This window comes from Parahaliea aestuarii (assembly GCF_008064635.1).
Classification (GTDB): domain Bacteria; phylum Pseudomonadota; class Gammaproteobacteria; order Pseudomonadales; family Halieaceae; genus Parahaliea; species Parahaliea aestuarii.
The window spans coordinates 348,565-371,548 of sequence record NZ_VRYZ01000006.1 but is presented as its reverse complement, the minus strand read 5'-3'; the positions used below and the strand labels follow the sequence as shown (position 1 = coordinate 371,548).

Below are 22,984 nucleotides of genomic sequence, written 5' to 3'. Positions count from 1 at the left end.
TTTATTTCGAAGAAATAAAGGGCTCTGACCCCATAGAAATAAAGGGCTCTGACCCCGTGGCGCCCTTTTCCGGCAGTACGGCCAGGAAATTGTCCCGCGCCACGGCGCGGGCAGTGTCCCCGGGCAGGGCCTGCAGGAACAACTCGTAGTCGGTCAGTTTCTCCCCCAGGCTCTTGTAGCGCCCCAGCAGGTCGGAGCCGAGCATGAAGCGCCCGGGGTAGCGCGTAACGAGCGCCACCCACTCGGGGTCGGGCCGGTCGTTGCCGTCCAGCAGGTAGGGGCGCAGTACGGTCCACGACAGGTCGATGTACAGGTTGTCGTGGGCCGCCAGCAGGCGCTCCACCTCCCCGTGCAGGAAGTCCAGTTTGTCCTGGAAGCGGTGCAGGGTCTTGCTGGTGCCGGCGTGGGCCCAGATGAAGCGCACCTCGGGGAATTTTTTCAGCGCGGCTTCCACCTCCCCGGCATACAGGGCGTTGCGCTCGCGTTTGGAGGTGATGTTGCTGTGCAGCAGCACCGGCAGGTCGTGACGGCGGGCAAAGGCGTAGACCCGGTACATGGCCTCGCTGTTGGCGCGCGGCGTCTCGCCCTCGGTGAGGGCAGTGAGGTCGTCGTGGCGGGTGATGACCTCGCCGATGCCCTGCCACAGGCCGGGGTACATCTCTACCATGCGTTCAAGGTGCAGGGTGGCGTTCTTGTCGGTGGGATTGAAACCGCTGAGGAAGGGGTGCAGCCGCAGGCGCTGTGCTTCCGGCAGGCCTTGCAGGGCCGCGGCGAGATAGGCGTCGGTGGCACTGAACCAGTACACCGGGGCGTCGTCGCCGGCGTAAGTGTCCGGCTGCTTCGGCTCGTCCTCCTGCCACTTTTTCATCAGCCCCATGCCCGAGATCATGGCATCGCCCACGCTGGCGGCGTCCATGGCGGCAATCAGTTCACCCAGGGGCATGCCCTGCTGGAAAAAATCCACGGCGTGCAGGTGGGCGTCGCTATAGCGGTAGTTGTCGGGCGCGGCGACCAGCAGTGGCGCTGCGATGAGCAGGGCAGTTGCGTGGCAGTAGCAAAAAAAGCGGGGCAGGCGGGGCATGGTTCACAACCTGTGACGACAGTGGCCGGCAGTGTAGCAAGGCCGCTGGCGGCGAGGTATGTGCAGCGCGCCCTCTGTAGTGCTAATATTTCTCATTCGCAGTACGTTTACCCTTCACCCGCACCGGAGAGCAGTACGCCGTGAGTGCCAACACCCCTGATACACCAGCCGGGCAGGGCCGCGGGCCGCTGCTTGCCCGCTGGATCGTGGCCGGCCCCCTGGTGCTGGTCGCCTCGATACTGGTGATGGCCGGTATGACGGCGTGGTTCCCTGAGGGAGCCGCCGGTATCAACCACCTGGCCTTTCCCATCCTGCTGTTTCCGGCGATCTGGGCGCTGCTGTTCTTCTATGCCCTGCTGGACGCGCGGCCCTGGCGCGCGGGGGCGGTGATCCTCGCCCTGGCGGTGGCCAATGGTGTGCCGGTGGTGTCGGCTGTGCAAACCATGATGCAGGGAGCTGGGTAAAGTGGGCAAGACAGTCGTTGTCAGTTATGTCGTCGCCGCGGCGGCGATCCCTAGCAGGAAGCCAGTATGATCAAGCTGTCACAGGAAAGAACCCGCCGCCTGATTGCGGTACACGGTTGGTCCGCGGTGATCTGCGGCCTGTTTCTCTATGTGGTGGTGCTGACCGGGGCGGTGGCGGTACTGGTACACGAGATTGGCGCCTGGTCGGTGGGCGGCAGCAAGGTGGCGGAGCCGATGGCTGCGCCGGTCGATGCCACGCTGCGTGAACTTATCGAGACCGTGCCGGAGGCGCAGCGGGAGGACGTCAGCCTGTTCGGCAATGCCGCCGGTGAGATCGTCGCCTATTTCCACACCCACCAGCAAAATCCGGCCTCCGGCAACATGGAAGACTTCGGTACCCTGATGGACATCGATCCGCGCAGCGGGGAAGTGCTGCGCAGCCGTGAAGACTATGGCAGCGAGGTGTTCAACGCCGGCCCCGGCGATGCCCTGGACCGCTTTATCGTCGATCTGCATGTCAACCTGCACCTGCCGGAGCCCTGGGGGCTCTACGCCACCGGCATACTCGGCCTGGTGATGCTGGTTGCCGCCATCTCGGGCCTGCTGATTCACCGCCACCTGATCAAGGACGCCTTCGTTGCACCGCGCCCAACCGGCGCCCTGCTGGAGAAGAAGGACCGGCATGTACTGGCTGGCACCTGGGGGTTGGTGTTCGGGTTTGTGCTGGCGTTCACGGGTTCATTCTTCAGTTTTGCCACTGCCCTTGGCCTGCCGCTGGTGGCCATAACGGCCTTCGGCGGCGACCAGGTGGCCGCCCTCGAAACCCTGTCGGGTACACCGGAGGCGAGCGATCCCGCCCCGGTACCCATGGCGAACCTCGACGCCATCCACGCGCGCTCGGCCGCAGAGGCCGGCTCTGTCCCCCAGTTCACCTCGGTGTCGCACTGGGGGCGGGCGGATTCGCAGGTACTGGTATTCCACGCGCCGTCGGAGGGTGAGCTGACCGGCACCACTAACCTGTTCGACGGCGCCACCGGCGAGTTTCTGGGGGTCAAACCCAGCCTCGGCACTGTCCCCTCGGCGGGCACCGTTGCCTTCGACCTGATGGGCCCCCTGCATTTCGGTCACTTCGCCGGGCTGCTGTCCAAGATTGTCTGGGTCTGCCTCGGGCTGGCCATGTGCTATGTGACCATCACCGGACTGCAACTGTGGCTGCAGCGGCGCGAGGAGGACCCGCTGTGGCGGCGCCTGGCGAGCAGTGTGGAGGTCGTCGCCTATGGCACGCCCATCGGCCTGGCGGGCGCCGCCCATGTCTTTTTCCTCAGCTACGGCCGCGCGGATACCCATTACTGGGTGGCTTCCGGCTTTATCGGCTTCTCCCTGCTGACCATCGCGCTGGGCCTGCTGCTGCCCCGGGCTGCGCTGCACCGCACGCTGGCCGGCTTCCTCGGTGCTCTCTTCGTACTGCTGCCCTTTACGCGGATGCTGCTGGGCGGTACACCCTGGGCCGAGGCCCTGGCCGGTGGCAACGGTGTGGTGGTGGCCATGGACTGTGTGATGGTGCTGTCGGGGGTGATCTGCTGTCGGGTGGCCGCGGGTCTCGGCTGGATGCCGCGCTTTGCCGCCCTGACTCCCCGGGCGGCCACATGATGAGCCTGATACTGTTTCTGGTGGCCAGTCTGTTGAGCGGCCTCGGTCTTGCCTGGCTGGCAGCGGTCAATCCGAAGCGTCGCAGGGTTTATGGACTGTCGCGCCCGGCGCCCGTGGTGCCCTGGCAGAAATGGGCCATGGCGGTACTGGTCCTGTTGCCGGGCGTGCTGCTGGTGGTCTTTGGGCAGGTCGCCGGGTTCGTGCTCTGGCTGGGGGCCGTTACTGTGATCGGCTGGATGGTAGCCCTGCGCCGCCCCGCGCTGACCAGATGATAGCCGCCGGTTAGCAGAGCTTCAGGCCCACCTGCAGGATGCGCCCCTGCGCCATCTGCTTCACCACCAATTCGATATTACCCACTCGCAGCCGGTCGCCGACCACCGGCTGGGCGTGTACCCGCCTGCGCAGTACCGCATCCAGGTCGAGGCCCTCCAAGTCCGGATCGGGCGCTACGCCGTAGGCGGCGCAGAGATCATCGAACAGCACGTCCGGTTGCAGGGTGAAGGGGCCGAAGAAGGCGCTGCTGACCAGGTGGGAGCGGGTGGGCAGGGTGGCAAACAGCCCGGCCAGCTGGTCGCTCTCGTGGCTGGGGGTGAGCAGTACCAGGATGTCCTCCGGCGCCAGTCGCAAGTCGTCCCGGGGCTGCAGTACCTGATCCGTGCGCAGTACCCCGACGGTTTTCACGCTGTCAGGCAGCGGCAGCCGGCCCAACACGTAGGCATCCGCCGGGCTGCCGGCGTGGATGCGGTAGGCCAGCAGTTCCCGATCCACCTGGCCTGGAATGACCACACCCAGGTGCTCCCTGTCCTCAACCAGCGGCGGCACGTCCAGCTGCAGGCGCCGCGCCAGCGGCGCGATGGTCCAGCCCTGGAAGCACAGGGACAGCAGCACCACGAAGAAGGTGACCTGGAAGTAAGTGGCGCTGTGCTCCATGCCTGAGAGGTAGGGGAACAGGGCGAGGATGATGGGTACGGCGCCCTTCAGGCCGACCCAGGAAATAAACACCTGCTCCTTGAGGGGAAGGCGAAAGGGCAGCAGGCAGGTAAACACGGCCACGGGCCGCGCCACCAGCATCAGGGCGGCGGCGATGACCAGGGCCGGCAAGGCGACATCCAGCAGCGACGACGGCGTGACCAGCAGACCCAGCAGCAGGAACATGCCGATCTGGCTGAGCCAGGCCAGTCCGTCCAGCAGCCAGCGGATATCGCGCAGGTAGTTGACGGGGCGATTGCCCAGCAGCAGGCCGATCAGGTAGATGGCGAGAAAGCCGCTGCCGCCGGCCAGGTTGGTGAGGCCGAACACACAGAGGCCGAAGGACACCGCCAGCAGCGGGTAGAGGACCCGCGGCAGGTGCAGCCAGTTCAGCAGCTTCTGCAGCAGCCAGCCGCCGGCCAGCCCGGCAATGCCGCCAAAGCCCATCTGTTGCAGGAACTCCAGCAGCAACGCTACTCCGATATTGCCACTGCTGGTGCTGCCCAGCAGGCCGAGCAGGGAGACTGTCAGGAAGATGGCCATCGGGTCGTTGGTACCTGACTCGATCTCCAGGGTGGCGCCGCTGCGCTGCTTCAGTTCCAGCCCGGCACCGTGCAGCAACCCGAACACCGCGGCGGCATCTGTGCTGCCGACGATGGCGCCCAGCAACAGGCCGTTGAGCAGGGGCCAGTCCAGGATCCAGGCGGCCACCAGCCCTACGATGCCACTGGTGATGGCCACGCCGAGGGTGGCCAGGGACAGGGCGGGTTTCAGGCCGACCCGGAAACTGCTGACATGGGTGCGCATGCCACCGTCCAGCAGGATGATGGCCAGGGCGATGTTGCCCACCAGGAAGGCGGTGCCGACATCGTCAAAGTGAATACCGCCGGGGCCGTCTTCGCCCGCCAGCATGCCCACCAGCAGGAACAGCAGCAGGGAGGGAGCGCCCAGGCGCTGGGACAGACCGGTGATGGCGATGCTCACCAGCCCGAGAAAGGCGCACAGGAGAATCAGTTGGTAGCTGGCGTCGATCATGGTCTGGCGCTCAGGCGAACAGGGCCTTCAGCCCGCTGAGGGTCTCGGCGGCGCGCTCCTGGTTGGCCTCGGGCGTGGCCTCGCCGCCGCCCTGCCACACCAGGTCTTCCTCTGGCAGTTCCGCCAGGAAGCGGCTGGGTTCACAGGGCACGGTCTCGCCGTACTGGCGGCGGCGCTCGGCCAGGCTCATGGTCAGGGTTTCGCGGGCGCGGGTGATGCCGACATAGGCCAGGCGGCGCTCCTCGGCGATGTTGTCCTCTTCCACGCTGACCCGGTGGGGCAGGAAGCCCTCTTCCATGCCGATGATATAGACGTGGGGAAATTCCAGGCCCTTGGAGGCGTGCAGCGTCATCAGCTGCACACAGTCGGGTCCGGCTTCCTCTTCATCCTGCTGTTCCAGCAGGTCGCGCAGGATGAGGCGATTGATGGCCTCGTCGAGGGCCAGTTCCTCGTCGCGCATCAGGCGGTCGATGGAGTCCACCAGGAAGTAGACATTGCCCATACGGCGCTCGGCGACATCCTCGCTGGAGCTGAGCTGCAGCAGCCAGTCCTCGTAGTCGATGTCGCGCAGCAGCTGGCGAATGCCGTCGGCGCCGGATTTCTCCGCGCTGATGCGGCGTATCTGCTCCAGCCAGTGATGGAATTCCCGCAACCGTTTCAGTCCGGCTTCCGGCAGCACGCCCTCGCTGAGGCGCTCGCAGGCGCCACTGAGGCTCACATGCTGCTCGTTGGCGAATTCGCCCAGGGCCTCCAGGGTGCTGGCGCCGAGCTTGCGCCGGGGCACGTTGGCGATGCGCAGGAAGGCGTTGTCGTCGTCCGCGTTCACCAGCAGGCGCAGGTAGGCCATGATGTCCTTCACCTCGTTGCGGGCGAAGAAGGAGGTACCGCCGCTGAGGTGGTAGGGCACGCCGTTCTGCTGCAGGGCCAGTTCGATCAGCCGCGACTGGTGGTTGCCGCGGTAGAGGATGGCGTAGTCGCCATAGCGGGTGCGCTTGCGCAGTTTGTGGTCCTGGATTTCCGCCACTACCTGGTCGGCCTCGTCCTGCTCGTTGGCGCAGCGCATCACCCGCAGCGGGTCGCCCATGCCCAGCTCGGACCAGAGCTGCTTCTCGAACACGTGTTCGTTGTTGGCAATCAGGGTGTTGGCGGCCTTGAGAATGCGCGAGGTGGAGCGGTAATTCTGCTCCAGCTTGACGATCTTGAGGGCCGGGAAGTCCTCCTGCAGCAGGCTCAGGTTTTCCGGCCGCGCGCCGCGCCAGGCGTAGATGGACTGGTCGTCATCGCCCACCACCGTCAGCCCGCCACGCAGGCCGACGATCTGCCGCACCAGCAGGTACTGGCTGGAGTTGGTGTCCTGGTATTCGTCCACCAGCAGGTAGTGCAGCTGGTTCTGCCACTTCTCCAGAATCTCCGGCTGGTGCTCGAAGAGGATGGTGGGCAGCAGAATCAGGTCATCGAAATCCAGCGCGTTGTAGGCTTTCAGGGCCCGCCGGTAGCGCAGGTAGGCCTGGGCGCAGAGCATGTCCGCCGGGCTGGTGGCCGCCGCCACCGCCTCTTCCGGCAGCACCCGGTCGTTTTTCCAGTTGGAGATGCGTTGCTGGATGGTACCGGCCTGGTCACCGTCGGAGCCGTGCTCCTGGATCAGCAGGTCCTTGATCAGGTTCTTGCTGTCCTCGCCGTCGAAGATGGAAAAGCCGTTCTTCAGGCCCAGGTGCTTGCGCTCGCGGCGGATGATATTCAGGCCCAACTGGTGGAAGGTGCTCACCGTCAGCCCGTCGGCGCCATTGCCCAGGATCTTGCCCACCCGCTCCTTCATCTCCCGCGCCGCCTTGTTGGTGAAGGTCACCGCGGCGATGCGCTTGGCGTCGATGCCGCACTGCTCCACCAGGTAGGCGATCTTGCGGGTGATCACGCTGGTCTTGCCGCTGCCGGCGCCGGCCAGCACCAGCAGGGGGCCGTCGATGTAGCGCACGGCCTCGCGTTGGCGGGGGTTGAGTTGGGTCACTGGGGCAACACGGGTGGTGAATGGGGCGCCAGTGTAGCAGGAATGGCCCGGCCGGATCAGTCGTCGCCGCGGTCCACTCGCAGGCGCCCGGTGGCCAGCGACACTTCCGGCACCGCCTTCAGTGCCGTCAGGCTCGCCCGGTACAGCCGGTCCCGGCTGCTGAACCACTCCGGCGTAGCCACCCAGCAGGTGGCGAACAGGCTGATTTCGTTGCGGTCCATACCGGTCACCAGGGCGGCGGGGGCGGGCTGGTTCAACACCTTTTCGTCGGCTTCCATCAGCGCCACCAGGGCGGCGCTGGCGGACTCCACGTCGCTGTCGGGGGACAGCGGGAAGGTCATCGCCACCCGCCGCGCGGGGTTGCAGCTGAAGTTGGTCACCGCCGAGGTCATCACCAGGGCGCTGGGGATGAAGACCGTCTGGCCGTCGAAGGTACGGATGACAGTCTGGTAGGCGGTGATGGCTTCCACTGTACCCATCACACCGCGGACCTCGATGGTGTCGCCGGGGAAGAAGGGCAGGCGGGGCAGGAAGGGAATGAGGAAGAAAACAATCGTGGCCACCACCAGCACCGCCAGGATCGCGAGCCCGGCGATACCGGAGGCGTCGTAGCCCAGGCGGTTGGCGGCCACCAGCACAGTGATCACCAGGATCAGGGCGTAGAAGGTGCCGAAGGCGACCTTCAGCAATCGCGCCCAGGTGCCGGCGGGTTTCACAAAGGAGGCGACAAGGCGGTAGAGCAGGAAAATGGCGATCATGCCGCCGATCATTATCAGCAGGCCCTGCAACACCAGGTTGCCGTATTCACCCACTTTCTGGAGGATCAGGCTGACATCCTGCATTTCCATGCTGTGCCCCGGATTCTTGTTGTCGTCGGGCCAAGACTAGCACAGCCCGGCGACGGTACAGCTGCCCGCTGAAGGATTAAGTCAGCGGACCCTGACCCCTGGCGCAATGGATTGCCGATGATCTGGCCGGGAAGATGGCGCCACTGATCATTGTGGCCGGCAGTCACGCCGCGGCCAGTCCAGGCAAGAGGAATCCCATGACCCAGGACGCATACATCTACGATGCCATTCGCACCCCGCGCGGGCGCGGCAAGCCCGGTGGCGGCCTGTACGAGGTCAAGCCGGTTGATCTGGTGCGCAATCTACTGCTTGCCATGCGCGACCGGCACGATCTGTCCGAGGAGCGGGTGGAGGATGTACTGCTCGCCACCGGCGAGCCGGTAAAGGAGCAGGGCCAGAACATCGCCAAGACGGCGCTGGTCTACAGCGGTTGGCACCAGGCAACCGTAGGCGCCCAGCTGCACCGTTACTGCGCCGGTGGCCTGGATGCAGTGAACACACTGGCTATGAAGGTCATGTCGGGCATGGAGTCCCTGGGCATGGCCGGCGGGGTGGAGAGCATGTCGCGCCTGGGGATTGGCGCCGGTGGTGCCGCCGCTGGCGACCCCTGGGTGGCGATGCACAGCTTCGGCATTTCCCAGGGCCTGGCAGCGGACCTGATGGCCCACCTGGACGGCTTCAGTCGTGAAGACGTGGACCGCTACGCCTGCGAGTCCCAGCGCCGCGCCGCGGCGGCCCGCGACGCCGGCTATTTTGATCGCTCCCTGGTACCGGTAACCGACCTCAACGGCGTGGTGGTGCTGGACCGGGACGAGCTGATTCGCCCGACCACGATGGAGAACCTCGCGGGCCTCAAGCCCTCCTTCACCGTGTTTGAACAGTACGGCCATGGCGACTTCCTCAAGTTCAAATACCCCCAGGTGGAAAAGCTCGCCTGTATTCACACGCCGGGCAACAGCTCGGGCGTGGTGGATGGCGCCGCGCTGGTGCTGGTGGGTAATCGCGAGGCCGGTAGCGATCTCGGGCTGAAGCCCCGCGCCCGCATTCGCGCCTGTGCCCTGACCGGTAGCGAACCCACCCTGATGCTGGGGGGGCCGGCGCCGGCGTCGAAGAAGGCCTTGCAGATCGCCGGGATGAGTGTGGAGGACATCGATCTGTTTGAACTCAACGAGGCCTTTGCCGCTGTTGTATTGCGCTACCAGCGCCTGCTGGGCATTCCCGACGACAAAATCAACGTCAACGGCGGCGCTATCGCCATGGGACACCCCATCGGGGCGACCGGGGCCATGATCCTTGGCACGGTGCTCGACGAACTGGAGCGCAGGGACCAGAACACCGCCCTGGTAACGCTGTGCGCGGGCGGCGGCATTGGCATCGCCACCATCATTGAGCGCGTGTAAGGGTTGAGGAGAGACGTCATGAGCTATATCCGTTTGCAAAAAGACGCCGATGGCATTGTGGAGCTGATCTTCGACCAGCCCGGCAAATCGGTGAATGTGATGGGCGACGAGTACGCCGAGGCCATGCCCAAGGCCCTCGACGAGCTGGAAGCGATGCAGGGCGAAATAGCCGGGGTGTACATACGCTCCGGCAAGCCGGGCCAGTTTTTTGCCGGTGGCGACATTACCAAAATGCTGGAAATGGACCTCAACCCCTCGCCGCAGGAGCGTCAGCAGATGTTCGAGGCGCTGCTGCAAAGCAAGGAGCCACTGCGGCGGCTGGAATCGCTCGGGGTGCCGGTGGCTGTCGGCATAAACGGCGCCGCGCTGGGCGGCGGGTACGAGATTGCCCTGGCCTGCCACTACCGGATAGCGCTGGATGACGCAAAAGTACAGATCGGCCTGCCGGAGGCCATGCTCGGCCTGATGCCAGGCGCTGGTGGCGTGGTGCGGCTGGTGCGCCTGCTCGGCATGGAAAAGGCCCTGCCCTTGATTGCCCAGGGCAAGCGCCTGCGCGCGCCGCGGGCGCTGGAAGCCGGTCTGGTGCACGAACTGGCCGAGTCCGAAGAGGCCATGGCGGCTCGCGCCAAGGCCTGGATCAGGGCCAACCCGGAGGCAAAGCAGCCCTGGGAGCAGACGGATTATCAAATGCCCGGTGGCCTGCCTGGTGATGACGCTACCCAGGGTCTTACCTACTTTGGCCCGGTCAACGTGATGAACCAGACCAGGGGGAATATGCCGGCGCAGCAGGTGATCTTTGCCGCCGTAGTGGATACAGCCCGGGTGGACTATGACACCGCCCATAAGGTGGAGGCGCGCTATTTCCAGCGCCTGCTGCTGGACCAGGTGTCGCGCAACATGATGACCACCTTCTTTGTGCAGATGAACCAGCTCGATGCGGGGGCCTCGCGACCCAAAGGCGTCGAGAAACGCCAGGTCAAGAAACTGGGCATTCTGGGCGCCGGGGTGATGGGGGCGGGCATCGCCTTCAATGCCGCCAAAGTCGGCATAGAGGTCGTACTGAAAGACCTGGACCAGCAGCGCGCCGACAAGGGCAAGGCCTACGCGATCAAAGCCTGTGAGAGGGATCGCCGCCTGGACGAGGTCGCCAGCGAAGCCCTCTTGGCGCGGATACATTCCACGGGGAATGCTGCTGACCTGGCCGGTTGCGATCTGGTGATCGAGGCGGTGTTTGAAGATCGCGAGATCAAGGCCGCGGTGACCAGGGAGACCGAGGCCGCCCTCGGCGACAATGCCATCTTTGCCAGCAATACCTCCTCGCTGCCCATCACCGAACTGGCCGGTGCATCGGTGCGGCCGCAGAACTTTATCGGTATGCACTTCTTTTCACCGGCTGAGCGCATGCCGCTGGTGGAAATCATCACCGGTGAGCAGACCTCCGACGAGGCTCTGGCCCTGACCTTCGATCTCGCCCAACAACTGGGTAAAAAACCCATTGTGGTGAGGGACGCTCCCGGTTTCTTCACCACCCGCGTGATCGGCCAGACCATCACCCAGGGCCAGCGCATGCTGGCGGAAGGCGTCAACCCGGCACTCATCGAGAACGCCGCCGCTTTCAATGGCTCGCCCATGGGGCCGCTGGAAACCCTGGACAGCATCTCTATTGAAACCGCCTACCACGGCATGCAACAGCGCAAAAAGGATGCCGAGGCGCGGGGAGAGGCCTTCGAGAATGCCCCGGAATCAGAGGTGATTCGCGTCATGATCGAGGATTGCCAGCGCAAAGGCCAGCAGGCCGGTGGCGGGTTCTACGATTACGATGAAAAGGGCCGGAAGATCGCCACCTGGCCCGGGCTGAAGGACCGTTTTGCGCCGCACGGCTACACCGACATTCCCTATGAGGATGTGCGCGACCGGTTGCTGTTTCCGCAGGTGCTGGAGGCCATCCGCATCATGGAGGAGGGCGTACTCACCAGCGTCGCCGACGGCAATATCGGCTCCATCATGGGCATCGGTTTTCCGCCGCACACCGGCGGGGTGTTCCAGTGTGTCAACGCCTATGGCGCAAAGGCCTTCGCCAGGCGTGCCAGCGAGCTGGCGGCGCGTTATGGCCAGGCATTCGCACCACCGCAATTGCTGTTGGACATGGCGGAGCGGGACGAGCAATTTCGCTGAAGCTTGTTATAGTATGACGCAGTCCAGCGGAAATCTGATGGCGATGCCAGCGTGTCGCCAGTTGCGTACCACCCGGGTTGGGTAGTCGCTCCTTCAGTAACAGCGAGCGCGGACGATATTGCAAGGAAGCAACAAAGGAACCGGGAAATTGTTCACTCGACATTTGCTTGTGGCCGGCTTGGTGTTGTCGGCGTTGGCGGGCTGCAAAGTCCGTATTGAGGTGCCCGAAGGCGGCAGAATCGAGACCGAGTCCGGCCGCTACCAGTGCGAAGGTGGCGCCGTGTGTGAGCTGGATGTGCGCGACACGGACTTCGATGAGAGCTTCCTGGCTGTGGCGGACGACGAGCATGTATTCAGGGGCTGGCGCCGGGGCGATGGTTATTTCTGTGGCGGCAGCCTGGCGGCTTGCGCGCTCAGCACCACCGGCTTTTCCGGCAATGAGTCCTTGATGGCGGTGTTGAGCTCCAACCGGGTCTTCCATCTGGCGCCGGTGTTCGAGCCGGCGGCGTTTCACGTCATCACTGGCACTGTGACGGTAGCCGCGCAATCCCGTGCGGATAGCGATGTAAACGACATTAATGCTCCCTACACCCCAAACGACTACCCTTCCCTGTCGCAGCCTGTGTCCAATCCCGCCACTATCGGTGGCTACGCCAATGTAATCGACGCCGGCGAGCCTGGGCCGTCGACTGACTTCGGTGACCGGGACGATTTCTACACGGTAGACCTGCTAGCGGGGCAGGTGATTTCCCTTAATGTGTCGGAACCGGAGCAGGGCGACCTCGACCTGTACCTTTTCGACAGCAATGATCAGATTGTCGACTTCTCGCTCAATACCAGCTATTACGAATCCCTGACTGTGGCGCAGAGTGGCCGCTATTCTATCAATGTCTTTGCTTACTCCGGGGCCTCCAACTACACACTGTCAATCGGTCAGCCCGCGTCTGAAGCCGCCGGTGGCTTCACTGCAACCGCGGATTTCGATCCGGAGGCGGTAGTGGTGCAGTACCGTCAGGCGAGAGGTCCCCAGGCGCAGGCCGCTTCTGCCGCTGAGCCGCGTTTGCGCCTCGAGTCACTGGCGAGCCTGTCGGTGGCTAGCGCAATGACTGCTGCGGGCGACTCCGGCAAGGCAGGCCAGTTCCACAGTGGGGAACTGGAGCGCAAATGGCGGGCCCTGAACGCAATCAAGGCCTTGAATAACCGCTCAGACGTGGAGTTCGCCGAACCGAATTACCGCTACCGCGCCGCCGCTCGACCCAACGACCTTTACTATTCGTTGCAGTGGCACTATCGCCAGATCAATCTCGCCGAGGCCTGGGACATCACACGAGGTAGCGGAGACGTCGTTGTCGCGGTGATAGATACCGGTGTGCTGGGCCGGCACCCGGACCTGAGTGGCAAGTTCGTCGATGGCTACGACTTTATCAGCGATCCTTACCACTCGGGCGACAACGACGGTATCGATCCGGATGCAGAAGATCCCGGCGATGGCGGCGTGGCGGGGCAGAGCAGTTACCACGGTTCCCACGTCAGCGGTACCGTGGCCGCCGCCACCAATAACAGTCTCGGTGTGGCCGGTGTCGGTTGGCGCACACGGGTAATGCCAATCCGCGTGCTGGGCGAGGAGGGAGGTACCGTCTATGACATTGCCCAGGGGGTTCGCTACGCGGCCGGCCTGGCCAACGATTCAGGCACCGTGCCGGCACAGAGGGCCGATATCATCAACCTCAGCCTCGGTGGCGCTGACAGTTCCCAGGCCATGCGTAATGTCATTTCCAGGGCGCGGGAGAAGGGGGTAATTGTCGTGGCCGCGGCGGGCAATGAGAGCAGCAGTCAGCCCAGCTACCCCGCAGCCTACCCGGGAGTTATTTCGGTCGGTGCTGTTGGCCCCAACGGCGTACGTGCGTCTTACTCCAATTTTGGCGCTACCCTCGACCTGGTGGCGCCGGGCGGCGACATGGCGGCGGATCTTGACGGCGACGGTAACACTGATGGTGTTATCAGCACGGTGGGCAGTGATAGCGGGTCCGGAGTCAGTTTCGGTATTGGACCGCAGCAGGGGACTTCAATGGCCAGTCCCCACGTCGCTGGTGTCATCGCCTTGATGAAGGCGGTGCGCCCGTCGCTGACACCGGCGCAAGTGGATCAGTGGTTGCAGCAGGGACGTCTGACCACGGACCTGGGTGAGGCGGGTTGGGACTCTCAGTACGGCCACGGCCTGCTCGACGCTGCGAAAGCAGTGCGCACCGCCAGCACCGCGGATTCCGGTCCGGACACCACGGCACCAACTCTGCAGATTTATCCCGGCAACGTGGCGCTGGGCGTTGAGTCCCGGCTCTTTACCGTCACTAACAGCGGCGGCGGGACCTTGCGGGTCAGTGGTATCGCCAGCCCGGTGGCCTGGCTGGAAGTCGCTGCCGAAGCCGTCGACGACAATGGGCTGGGACAGTACCGCCTGAGATTGCTGCCCGGCAGTCTGGCGCCCGGGGTGTACCAGACCACGTTGCGGATCGACAGCTCCGCGGGGAGCGGCGAAGTGGAAGTGATCGCCACCGTCGAAGAGGTCGGGGCTTCGGCAACCAGTGCGGGAGTGTTGTACGTCCTGTTGACCGACCAAGCGGGGGCAACCATTGACCAGCGGATACTGGAACCTGAGGACGGTGGTTACACCTTCCGCTTTGATCGCGTGAAAGAAGGCAGCTATCGCCTGACAGTCGGGTCCGACATGGACAATGATTTCTTTATTTGCGACGCCGGCGAGGCCTGCGGCGCCTACCGCACGCTGTTCAATCCCGATGACATCGTACTTGATCGCCCGCGGCGAGGCCTGTCGATCAACGCCAGTTTCAGCCCCAATATCGGCAGTGCTGCGGCCGCCGAGGGGGGTGGGCAGCCGGTGCCGCTGATGATCCGGCGGCCCGCACGTCAGGCGGGTGATAGTGACGGAGACGCCGGGTTGCCCACCCGCCAGTTTTGGTCACCCGGCAAGACAGAGTCCCGAGGCAAGAACAATCGGTCGTAAGTTGCGCGCTTTCGGAGCGGGCGAGTAAAACTGCAAAGCGTGCCTTGCGGGGTTGTGGGAAGGTGCCGGGGGCGCCTCAGTCGAGAATATGAGGGCTTGGCGGGTGTTGTTCCACCAACTCGTAGTGGGCTACTGCGGGTTCAGCGGCTATGGCCTGGCGACGGGCGTTTTGGTCGCCACACGTTTCCTGCACCAGCGCGAGCACCAGTCGCGTAATCCCGATCATCGGCAGCTTTGCTGCCTGTGAAAAAGTCACCCAATGCAGATCCTCCAGTTCGCCATTGCTGCGCAGCTGGCCGGCGCAGTGGCGCGCGTCGGCAAGGAAGAAGCGGGCGTCAAAGCGGCGCACATTGTTGGGTGGCGTGACGGCGCGGGCGAAGTAGTCCATGCGGTGTAGCGCCGGCGCCAGGCCCTGGCGGTAGAAGGGGCGCCAGGACGGCGAGCGGGTGCGCAGTGGCTGTTGCGGTGGCTTGCCTAGCAGCAGTCCGGTTTCCTCCCAGGTTTCGCGTACCGCGGCCATTGCAATGGCGCGTCCGCGGGCGGCGCTGACGCTGTGCTCCAGCCGCTGCCGGGTCGATTCCTGCAGTGAAAATGGAGTGGGCACGCGAGCGTCGCCGGCATCCACCCGCCCGCCGGGAAAAACATATTGCTGCGGAACGAAGGCGTGCCGCGCGCTGCGCAGCCCCATCAGGACCTCGCGGCGGTTGCGCACGATGACGAGCGAGGCGGCGTCTACCGGGCGCATGGCCGCGCCACCCCTCTCGACAAGTACGTTGCTATCGCGTCACGGGGCTGAGCAGGTGAAGCTGTCGGCGCTGTCCGGATCGCCACCCTGGTAGACCGCCTGGTTCGGCAGGGCACAGAGCTTGCGACTGCGGACAATAGTGCCCTCGGCGTCGCGCTGGTGCGCGAGTACGGTGTCAGGTGCTTCGCCCTGTTCGACCCAGCGGTCGATGATCTGTAGGGGGTTGAAGTCATCGGCGGTAAGCCCGGGGCGCTCCCAGCAGTGGCCAAAGCCCGGTACCGTAACAAAACGCGCCGATGCCGTCAGCGCTTCAGGCGCAGTCGCCGCGGTGGCTTCCTCGAAGTAGGCCGCGGCTCGGCCGGGCAGGATCAACGGGTCCGCCAGGCCCTGGTAGTAAAACAGTCGTGTGCCGGCGGCGGCGAGAGCGTCGAGGTTGGGGTCGGTGGCGTCGACCACGGGCGCAAGGGAGCGAATACGCTCGATTTCCGCGGCCAGGTTGTAATCGTGGGGGTGAAAAGGCTGATCGGCCGGAATGCCGTAAGCCAGTCGCAGGTAACCTTCGCCGGCTCTCTCGCCCCAGGCCATGTTGTCATTGGTGCCGACGACCCAGATTGGCCAGTAGGCCTCTGAGCCGGGAGCAATGCCGGGAAACAGCGACTGGCCATTGACGGTGGCACCCCGGTACAGGCGCTGAATGGCGTTCACCTCCTCCGCGCTGAAGCACTGCCCGCCAGTTTCCCCCTTGCACTGCAGGGCCTGGGGGGCGGGATCACAGAGGTCCGGGCGGGCGACGATACCGTCTTCGACGCCGTCGAGGCTGTCACAGCGTTGCATCACGTGCTCGGCGAGCAAGGGGACTTTGTCCTTGGAGATAACGGCGCTGCCGTCTGGTTTGCGTGTAGTCTGTAGCAGCCAAAGACCGTGAATGCCGCCGTTGCCGCTGAGGTCGAAAATGCCATCGCCGGCGGCGATTCCATCGAACAGGTCGGGGTGGCGCTGGGCGGCATACAGTCCCAGTCTGCCGCCGTTGGAACAGCCGGAGAAATAGGTGCGCTGGGGTACTTTTTCGTAGTAGCTGGCTGCCAGGGAGCTGCCGCTGGCAACGGCCAGCGGCATCCACTCGCCGGCGTAAAGCTCCAGCGCGCGGGGGTCGTCCAGCGCCCAGTCAGTCTGCCAGCTCGGGGCCTGGTGGCCGCTGTCGGTGAGGATTGCGGCATAGCCGTCCTGCAGCGCGGCGTTGAGGCTGTTGGAATAGCCGGCCTTGTCCGGGTCCAGGCCGCCGCAAAAGCCGCCGCAGCCGGCTACCACGAATTTGCTGTTCCAGTTCTCGCTGGGCATGCGCATGACAAAGCCCACCTTGCCCTCAATTTTGCCTTCCACCTGGCAGAACGGGGGCAGGCCCTGGTGGTCGCGCATCTCGCGGGCACTGCTTACGGTGGTGTCCGCCGACGTGTGGCCGGCGAGGGCGGCGCAGCGGCTGTCCGCGCTGAGGGAGTCTGTGCCGTTCTGGTTGGCGCAGGCCGCGGCGAGCGCGGCCGCGGCCAGGAGTGATAGCCGGTAGTGCATGGTAAATTCCTTACGGTGTTTTTTGTTATCGCGTTAGCCGAGCCGTTCGATCAGCATGGCGCTGCCGGTACCGGCGGCACCGGCGGCGGAGACGATGCCGCGGTGCAGGCCCCGCCGCTCCAGTTCATCCAGCAGGGTGCCCAGCATCATGGAGCCGGTGGCGCCCATCGGGTGGCCGAGGGCGATCACGCCGCCGTTGACGTTGTACTTGTCTTCCGGAATGGCCAGTTCGCGCATGCCCATCACCGAGATGGCGGCGAAGGCCTCGTGAATCTCGAACAGGTCGACATCCGCAGCGGTGAGTTTCTGTTCCGCCATCAACGTGCGGGTCGCTTCCACACAGCCCGACAGCACCTGGGTGGGGTCCGCCGATACGGTATTGCTTGCCACGATGCACGCCCGGGGCCTGGCGTCCAGCGCGCCCTCGGCGGCCACCAGCACCAAGGCGGCGCCATCGGCCATGGCCGGGGAGTTGCCTGGGGTGTGGATGTGCTCGATTGCCGACAGCTCGCTGTGGGCCGCCAGCTGGTAGGCATTAATCCCCATGGCGCCCGCTTTGGCGAAGGCCGGTTCCATGCCGGCGAGGCCCTCCGCGGTGGTGTCGCCGCGGATGCATTCGTCCTCGCTGCACTGGCTGCCGTCGGGGCGGGTGATCGGTACGATCGAACTGAAGTAACCGGCTTCGCGGGCCTTCGCCGCGCGTTGCTGGCTGGTTGCGGCCAGGGCGTCGGCCTGCTCACGGCTGACTCCGTGCAGGGTGGCGATGAGGTCGGCGCCGTTGCCCATCATCAGCATCTGGCAGCGGGCGGCGAAGGCCGGGTCCTTGAACACCCGGGCATCATCGGCCAGCATCGGCACCCGCGACATCATTTCCACGCCGCCGCCAATCGCGGTATCCACCAGTCCGGCCTGCACCTTGAGGGCGGCCAGGGCCACGCTATCGATACCGGAAGAACAGTAGCGGTTGATGGTCATGCCGGGAATCTGGCTCGGCCAGCCGGCGTAGAGGGTGGAGGCCTTGGCGATGTTGCCCGCCTGCTCGCCGTGCTGGGTGGCACAGCCGAGAATCACATCGCCCACCCGTTCCGGCGACAGGCCGGTGCGTTCGGCAATGGCCGTGTAAAGCTGCTTCAGCAGTTCATGGGGGGTGACAGCGTGCAGGCCGCCGTTCTCTTTGGCGCGACCGCGGGGGCTGCGAATGGCATCGTAAATGAGGGCGTCTTTCATGCATCGACTCCGATAATCAGACTGGCACAGGTGGTGGCGCTGCCACCGAGATTGAAGGTGGCCATGTTGCGTGCGCCATCCAGTTGGCACTCACCGGCGCGCCCGCTGACCTGTCGCGCGCAGTCCAGCGCCATACGTACGCCGGTGGCACCCACCGGGTGGCCGAGACCGATCAGGCCGCCGCTGGGGTTGATGGGGAAGTCACCACCGATGGCAATGCGGCCTTCCTCGATGGCTTTCCAGCTTTCACCGGGCAGGGTCAGGCCGCTGTGATCGATGGCCATGTACTCGGTGACCGAGAAACAGTCGTGGGTTTCCAGGCCGTCCAGGTCGGTCACCTGCCGGTACCCGGCCCGGCGCAGGGCATCGTCAAACATGTCCCGCACATGGGGGAACAGCAGGGGCTGGCCGGCGCTCAAGCGCAGCTTGTGCTCCAGGGAGATCGGTGCGCTGCGGTGCCCCCACCCTTTGATGCGGGGAATATCCGCCAGTGACAAGCCCTTCGCGCGCGCGTGCTCGCGGGCGGTGGCCTCGTCGGCGAGGATGATGCAGGCGGCGCCATCGGTGATCTGGCCGCAATCCATTTTGCGCACCCGGCCCTCGATCACCGGATTCAGCTCATCGTCGGCGCTGAAGCAGCCCGCGGGGAATTGCCAGTCGCGGCTCTGGGCCAGCGGGTTGCGCTTGGCGTTGGCGAAATTGTTTTCGGCAATACGCAGCAGGTGTTCGCCGTCGATGCCGTGGCGGTTTTCGTACTCGCGGGTAATGCGGTCGAACATAAAGGGCCAGGGAAATTCGCAGTCCGTCGCCTCGTGGCCGGCCCATGCAGCGGCCCCCAGGTATTCGGCGCCGGTTTTGCCGCCCACGTTACGCATCAGCTCCAGGCCGACCACGGCAGCGCAACGGTAGTGACCGGCCTCGATGTCGCGCATCGCAGCCAGCATGGCCATCGATCCCGAGGCGCAGGCGGCCTCATGGCGCGAGGTGGGAATGCCGCACAGCTGGGGATAAACCTCGGCAAAGAAACCGTTGAGCTGGCCCTGGCGGGCGAACAGATCTGCGACAAAGTTGCCGACGTGGCCGACTTCGATCTGCTCCGGCTCGATGCCGGCATCGGCGATGCCGGCGCCCAGCGCTTCGTGGAACATATCGTAGATTTCCAGGCCCTCGCGCGCCCAGTTGCGGGCGAAGTCGGTCTGGCTACCGCCCAGGATGTAGATATTGGTCATGGCTCAGTCCTCTGTGATCAGTTGCTGCAGGTCTCCGCGCACCACCTTGCCCACCGGATTGCGCGGCAGGGCATCGAGTACCTCGATACGTTCGGGCAGCTTGAACTTTGCGACACCGCGTTCCAGCAACCAGGCAGCCAGAGATTCCAGTGTCGGCGCCTTGGCACCCGCGGCCGGCACCACGCAGGCGCAGATCTTTTCACCCAGCATGGGGTCGGGATAGGCGCAGACGGCGGCCTCCGCGAGATCCGGATGGCCCTCGAGCACGGTGTCCAGGTCGGAGGGGGAAATCTTCATGCCGCCGCGGTTGATGATGTCCTTGCAGCGGCCGACGATGCGGTAGTAATTCGGCGGTTCGCCGGCGATCTCCACCAGGTCGCCGGTGCGGAACAGGCCGTCGTCGGTAAAGACGCCTTCCCCGTCGTGGCCGAGATAGCCGTCGAACACGGCGGGGCCACTGATACACAGTTCGCCGGCCTGGCCGGGTTCGGTAATTTCCCGCCCGGTGTCCGGGTCGATGACCCGGGTCACGGTGCTGGCGTGGGCCTGGCCCTGCCAGGGCATGCCGGGCACCCCGAGTCGCGGGAACAGCGCCGCCCGGTATTCCGCACCCGGCGCCGTCACGGGCGTGGAAAACAGACTGATGCCCTCGTTGGAGCCGTAGAAATTAATAATCGCCTTGCCGTAGTCGCCTTCGACGGTTTCGATCATCGCCGGCGACAGTGGCACGGAACCCGACCCGAAGGCCCGCAGCGCGCTGAAGTCGCCCATTTCCCAAAGGGCTGGCTGGTGGGCCAGCTGGTTGAGCAGGGCCGGCGGGGCGATGGTGAAGGTGACGCCCTCGTCCTGCAGCTGCTTCAGGTATAGCGGCGGGTCCATCGGGTGGTGCAATACCAGACTGGACCCGGTCAGCACGGAGGGGAACAGGAAGCCGCCGATGGCCGCCATGTTGATCAGCGGGAAGGGCGCCAGCAGGGTTTCCCCCTCCCGGTAGTCGCCGGCTTCCATGGTGTTGCGGGCGATGGCGATCCACATGTTGTGGGAGCGCGGTACGCCCTTGGGGGTGCCGGTGGTACCCGAGGTCCAGCAGATGGTGACGATGTCATTGGCGTCGGCGGGGTGGGCATCCTGGTGAGCAGCGAGTCGGGCTTCGTCGAACGTCGCGTCGGGGTCGCCCGTGCAGATGGTTTCGCCGAGCGTCCACACGGGCGTGTCACCCAGCGCCGCCACAGCGCGAGCGGCAAGGTCATCACCGCGGAAGTCGGCCAGGGTGATGACGGCGGCGGGTTTCAGTGTGGCGGCAAACTGTTGCAGCTCGTGGCGGCCGTACTGCACCGGGATCGGCGAAATGATGGCGCCGATGCGGCTGCAGGCGTAGTACAGCGCCACCAGCTCGCTGATGTTGGGCAATTGCACGAGGAGGCGGTCGCCAGGCGCGATGCCCTGGTCCAGCAACTCGCTGGCCAGCCGGCCGCTGAAATGCTGCAGTTCACGGAAATTCAGGCGCCGGGGCGGGATGCCACAAAGGTCCGCCTTGTTGGGCTGGTCCGCCACCGCCAACTGCTCCGCGCGGGATCGGGCGCAATTGGCCAGCAGGCCGTGCAGGGTATCGTGCCCCCAGAACCCTCGGTTGGTATATTCGCGGATACGTTCGGGTGTGCTGGTTTTCATTTTATTGTCCCTCACAGGTTGCGCGGTATTCGCTGACCAGGCGTTCCACCAGTTCAGCCACCGGCAGAATCTCGTCAATGGCGCCGGCCCCCTGGCCCGCGGCCCAGACATCGCGCCAGCGTTTGCTGTCGCCGGCTGAACGGGTGATATCGATATCACCAGAGGCCGGCATGTTCTCTGGATCATAGCCCGCCTGCACGAGACTGCCGCGCAGCCAGTTGGCCTTGACGCCGGTCAGGGCGTCCGAGCAGATGATGTCCTCCCCGCTCGCGGCAACCAGCATCTGCTTGTATTCGTCGACCGCCATGCTTTCGTTGGTCGCGATGAATCGCGTGCCAAGGTAGGCGTAGGTGGCACCGAGTACTTCCGCCGCGCGGATGGCCCGGCCCGAGGAAATACCGCCGCCGAGCACGATGGGGCCGTCCCAGAAGCGACGCACTTCCTCCACAAAGGCAAAGCCGGACAGCTGGCCGGTGTGGCCGCCGGCGCCAGCCGCCACCAGCACCAGACCGTCGACGCCCGCCGCAATGGCCTTGCGGGCGAAGGACACATTGATGACATCGGCATAGATACTGCCGCCGTAACTGTGCACCGCTTCCACCGCATCCCGCGGGCTGCCCAGGGCGGAGATAACGATGGGGGCGCGGTACTTCACCGCCAGTGCCAGGTCTTCGTCGCGGCGCGCGTTGGAGCGGTGCATCATCAGGTTGATGGCCCAGGGGGCGTCGGTGGCCGGGTCGAGTTCTGCGGTGATGCGTTGCAGCCATTCCTCGAGCTGTTCGGTAGTGCGGGTATTGAGCGACGGGAAACTGCCCACCATGCCGGCCTTGCAGGCGGCGATCACCATGTCCGGGCCGGACTGCAGGAACATGGGCGCCTGAAAGGCCGGGATGCGCAGGCGGGACAGGGAGAACTCGGGAGTGTCGGTCATAGCAAGGTTCCGTTTGGTGCTGCTGCGGAGTCAGGCCCTGCGGCGTGGCGGCAGGGGGATAAGTCCACTGGTCGATTCCATGTAGTGCTTGTAGGCGGGCTTTTCACGCGCCATTTTCTTGTCCAGGGTGCGCTGGCCGGTGATGTTGATCACCAGGTAGCTGTAGGCCAGCGGGCCGATAACGGTGGCGAAACCCCAGGGTGCCTCGCAGGCCACCAGGAAGATGCCCCACCACACGCAGAGTTCGCCAAAATAGTTGGGGTGGCGGGAATAGCGCCACAGGCCGGTGTCCAGTACGGTGCCGCGTTTTGACGGATCGGCACGAATGCGGGTCAGCTGATGGTCGGCGATGCTTTCGCAGGCCAGCCCCAGGGCCCACAGGGCAAAGCCTGCCCAGGCCAGCGCGCCGGGGGTCATACCTGCGGGGGCCAGCATGCCGACCTGCAGCGGCAGGGCCACCAGCCAGATGACGACGCCCTGCAGCAGAAAGACCTGTCGCAGACTCAGCCAGATAAAGGCCCGCTCGTTGTCGACCCAGCTGCGCAGCCTGGCGTAGCGCGGGTCTTCGCCGTGGCCCCAGTTGCGCCGCAGCAGGTGCCAGCTCATGCGCAGCGCCCAGGCCAGCACCATTCCCAGCAGCATCAGCTGCAGGGGAGCAATGGTGCCGGCGAGGACGAAGGCCAGCACGCCGATCCCCGCCAGAATGCCGGCAAAGGCCATATCGATGATGCTCACGTCACGCAGGGGGATGCTCAGTAGCCACAGCAACAGCACTGCACCGAAAGCAAAGGCGGCAGTGGCGAACAACAGGGCGGGATAGTCCATCGGTGCTCCGCAACATTTTTATGCTTGTCACTTTTGTAAATAGACTATATGCTTTGGTCTTGTTACGCAAGCAAGTATTGAATGGCTGGTTCTGTGAGCCAGCGGCCCGGCACCAGCGGGCCACCAACCCGATAACAATGA

Annotated in this window: 17 protein-coding genes; 6 read left to right on the top strand and 11 right to left on the bottom strand. The window is 65.0% G+C overall.

The annotated features are described in order from the left end of the window. Position 1: 1 nt before the first annotated feature. A complete protein-coding gene (locus FVW59_RS14920; RefSeq protein WP_148065148.1) occupies positions 2-1,081 on the bottom strand; it encodes an amidohydrolase family protein in 1,080 nt (359 codons plus the stop codon). Positions 1,082-1,221: 140 nt separating this feature from the next. Between FVW59_RS14920 and FVW59_RS14915 the strand changes: the two genes are divergently transcribed. From FVW59_RS14915 to FVW59_RS14905, 3 genes are all read left to right on the top strand, one after another. Then, positions 1,222-1,545, top strand: a complete 324-nt coding sequence (locus FVW59_RS14915; protein WP_148065147.1) for a hypothetical protein — start codon at positions 1,222-1,224, stop codon at positions 1,543-1,545. Positions 1,546-1,611: 66 nt separating this feature from the next. Beyond that, complete coding sequence (locus FVW59_RS14910) at positions 1,612-3,195, top strand: PepSY-associated TM helix domain-containing protein (RefSeq protein ID WP_148065146.1); 1,584 nt, start codon at positions 1,612-1,614, stop codon at positions 3,193-3,195. After that, the gene (locus FVW59_RS14905; RefSeq protein WP_148065145.1) at positions 3,192-3,467 is read left to right on the top strand and encodes a hypothetical protein; all 276 of its coding nucleotides are present in this window, start codon (positions 3,192-3,194) and stop codon (positions 3,465-3,467) included. Before FVW59_RS14910 ends, FVW59_RS14905 begins: the two co-directional genes overlap by 4 nt. Positions 3,468-3,477: 10 nt before the next feature. Here the strand turns inward: FVW59_RS14905 and FVW59_RS14900 are convergent, their stop codons facing one another. From FVW59_RS14900 to FVW59_RS14890, 3 genes are read right to left on the bottom strand one after another with little or no spacing between them, the layout of a single operon-like run. Then, entirely contained in the window at positions 3,478-5,199 is a 1,722-nt protein-coding gene (locus FVW59_RS14900; protein WP_222711526.1) for a potassium/proton antiporter, read from the bottom strand. A gap of 10 nt (positions 5,200-5,209) precedes the next feature. Beyond that, entirely contained in the window at positions 5,210-7,204 is a 1,995-nt protein-coding gene (gene rep, locus FVW59_RS14895) for a DNA helicase Rep (RefSeq protein WP_148065144.1), read from the bottom strand. A 56-nt stretch (positions 7,205-7,260) separates the two neighbouring features. Further along, positions 7,261-8,052, bottom strand: coding sequence for a mechanosensitive ion channel family protein (locus FVW59_RS14890; RefSeq protein WP_148065143.1), 792 nt, complete (start codon positions 8,050-8,052; stop codon positions 7,261-7,263). 197 nt (positions 8,053-8,249) lie between these two features. On the opposite strand from FVW59_RS14890, the gene FVW59_RS14885 reads away from it, so the two are divergent. The 3 genes from FVW59_RS14885 to FVW59_RS14875 all read left to right on the top strand — a co-directional run bounded on the left by FVW59_RS14885 (position 8,250) and on the right by FVW59_RS14875 (position 14,649). Next, the gene (locus tag FVW59_RS14885; protein ID WP_148065142.1) at positions 8,250-9,452 is read left to right on the top strand and encodes an acetyl-CoA C-acetyltransferase; all 1,203 of its coding nucleotides are present in this window, start codon (positions 8,250-8,252) and stop codon (positions 9,450-9,452) included. A gap of 18 nt (positions 9,453-9,470) precedes the next feature. Then, a complete protein-coding gene (locus tag FVW59_RS14880) occupies positions 9,471-11,627 on the top strand; it encodes a 3-hydroxyacyl-CoA dehydrogenase NAD-binding domain-containing protein (RefSeq protein WP_148065141.1) in 2,157 nt (718 codons plus the stop codon). A 148-nt stretch (positions 11,628-11,775) separates the two neighbouring features. Beyond that, on the top strand, positions 11,776-14,649 hold the full coding sequence (locus FVW59_RS14875; protein ID WP_187275916.1) for a S8 family serine peptidase: 2,874 nt from the start codon (positions 11,776-11,778) through the stop codon (positions 14,647-14,649). Between the two features lie 76 nt (positions 14,650-14,725). Here FVW59_RS14875 and FVW59_RS14870 read toward each other — a convergent pair whose 3' ends face one another. From FVW59_RS14870 to FVW59_RS14840, 7 genes are read right to left on the bottom strand one after another with little or no spacing between them, the layout of a single operon-like run. Next, a complete protein-coding gene (locus FVW59_RS14870; protein ID WP_148065139.1) occupies positions 14,726-15,394 on the bottom strand; it encodes an NUDIX hydrolase in 669 nt (222 codons plus the stop codon). Positions 15,395-15,433: 39 nt separating this feature from the next. After that, positions 15,434-16,960 carry a tannase/feruloyl esterase family alpha/beta hydrolase gene (locus tag FVW59_RS14865; RefSeq protein WP_148065138.1) on the bottom strand — a complete coding sequence of 509 codons (1,527 nt, stop codon included), beginning with the start codon at positions 16,958-16,960 and terminating at the stop codon, positions 15,434-15,436. Between the two features lie 33 nt (positions 16,961-16,993). Further along, on the bottom strand, positions 16,994-18,187 hold the full coding sequence (locus FVW59_RS14860; protein WP_148065137.1) for an acetyl-CoA C-acyltransferase: 1,194 nt from the start codon (positions 18,185-18,187) through the stop codon (positions 16,994-16,996). Further along, positions 18,184-19,416, bottom strand: coding sequence for an acetyl-CoA acetyltransferase (locus FVW59_RS14855; RefSeq protein WP_148065136.1), 1,233 nt, complete (start codon positions 19,414-19,416; stop codon positions 18,184-18,186). Before FVW59_RS14855 ends, FVW59_RS14860 begins: the two co-directional genes overlap by 4 nt. A 3-nt stretch (positions 19,417-19,419) precedes the next feature. Then, a complete protein-coding gene (locus tag FVW59_RS14850; RefSeq protein WP_148065135.1) occupies positions 19,420-21,087 on the bottom strand; it encodes a class I adenylate-forming enzyme family protein in 1,668 nt (555 codons plus the stop codon). Position 21,088: 1 nt separating this feature from the next. Then, on the bottom strand, positions 21,089-22,018 hold the full coding sequence (locus tag FVW59_RS14845; protein WP_148065134.1) for an NAD(P)H-dependent flavin oxidoreductase: 930 nt from the start codon (positions 22,016-22,018) through the stop codon (positions 21,089-21,091). 30 nt (positions 22,019-22,048) lie between these two features. Further along, positions 22,049-22,843: a DUF1295 domain-containing protein gene (locus FVW59_RS14840; RefSeq protein WP_148065133.1), complete on the bottom strand. Its 795-nt coding sequence runs from the start codon at positions 22,841-22,843 to the stop codon at positions 22,049-22,051. Positions 22,844-22,984: the final 141 nt, after the last annotated feature.

Coding starts and splice junctions, on each gene's coding strand:
- FVW59_RS14920 (WP_148065148.1), bottom strand. CDS start 1,081: ATGCCCCGCCTGCCCCGCTTTTTTTGCTACTGCCACGCAACTGCCCTG.
- FVW59_RS14910 (WP_148065146.1), top strand. CDS start 1,612: ATGATCAAGCTGTCACAGGAAAGAACCCGCCGCCTGATTGCGGTACAC.
- FVW59_RS14905 (WP_148065145.1), top strand. CDS start 3,192: ATGATGAGCCTGATACTGTTTCTGGTGGCCAGTCTGTTGAGCGGCCTC.
- FVW59_RS14900 (WP_222711526.1), bottom strand. CDS start 5,199: ATGATCGACGCCAGCTACCAACTGATTCTCCTGTGCGCCTTTCTCGGG.
- FVW59_RS14890 (WP_148065143.1), bottom strand. CDS start 8,052: ATGGAAATGCAGGATGTCAGCCTGATCCTCCAGAAAGTGGGTGAATAC.
- FVW59_RS14885 (WP_148065142.1), top strand. CDS start 8,250: ATGACCCAGGACGCATACATCTACGATGCCATTCGCACCCCGCGCGGG.
- FVW59_RS14880 (WP_148065141.1), top strand. CDS start 9,471: ATGAGCTATATCCGTTTGCAAAAAGACGCCGATGGCATTGTGGAGCTG.
- FVW59_RS14870 (WP_148065139.1), bottom strand. CDS start 15,394: ATGCGCCCGGTAGACGCCGCCTCGCTCGTCATCGTGCGCAACCGCCGC.
- FVW59_RS14865 (WP_148065138.1), bottom strand. CDS start 16,960: ATGCACTACCGGCTATCACTCCTGGCCGCGGCCGCGCTCGCCGCGGCC.
- FVW59_RS14860 (WP_148065137.1), bottom strand. CDS start 18,187: ATGAAAGACGCCCTCATTTACGATGCCATTCGCAGCCCCCGCGGTCGC.
- FVW59_RS14855 (WP_148065136.1), bottom strand. CDS start 19,416: ATGACCAATATCTACATCCTGGGCGGTAGCCAGACCGACTTCGCCCGC.
- FVW59_RS14850 (WP_148065135.1), bottom strand. CDS start 21,087: ATGAAAACCAGCACACCCGAACGTATCCGCGAATATACCAACCGAGGG.
- FVW59_RS14845 (WP_148065134.1), bottom strand. CDS start 22,018: ATGACCGACACTCCCGAGTTCTCCCTGTCCCGCCTGCGCATCCCGGCC.
- FVW59_RS14840 (WP_148065133.1), bottom strand. CDS start 22,843: ATGGACTATCCCGCCCTGTTGTTCGCCACTGCCGCCTTTGCTTTCGGT.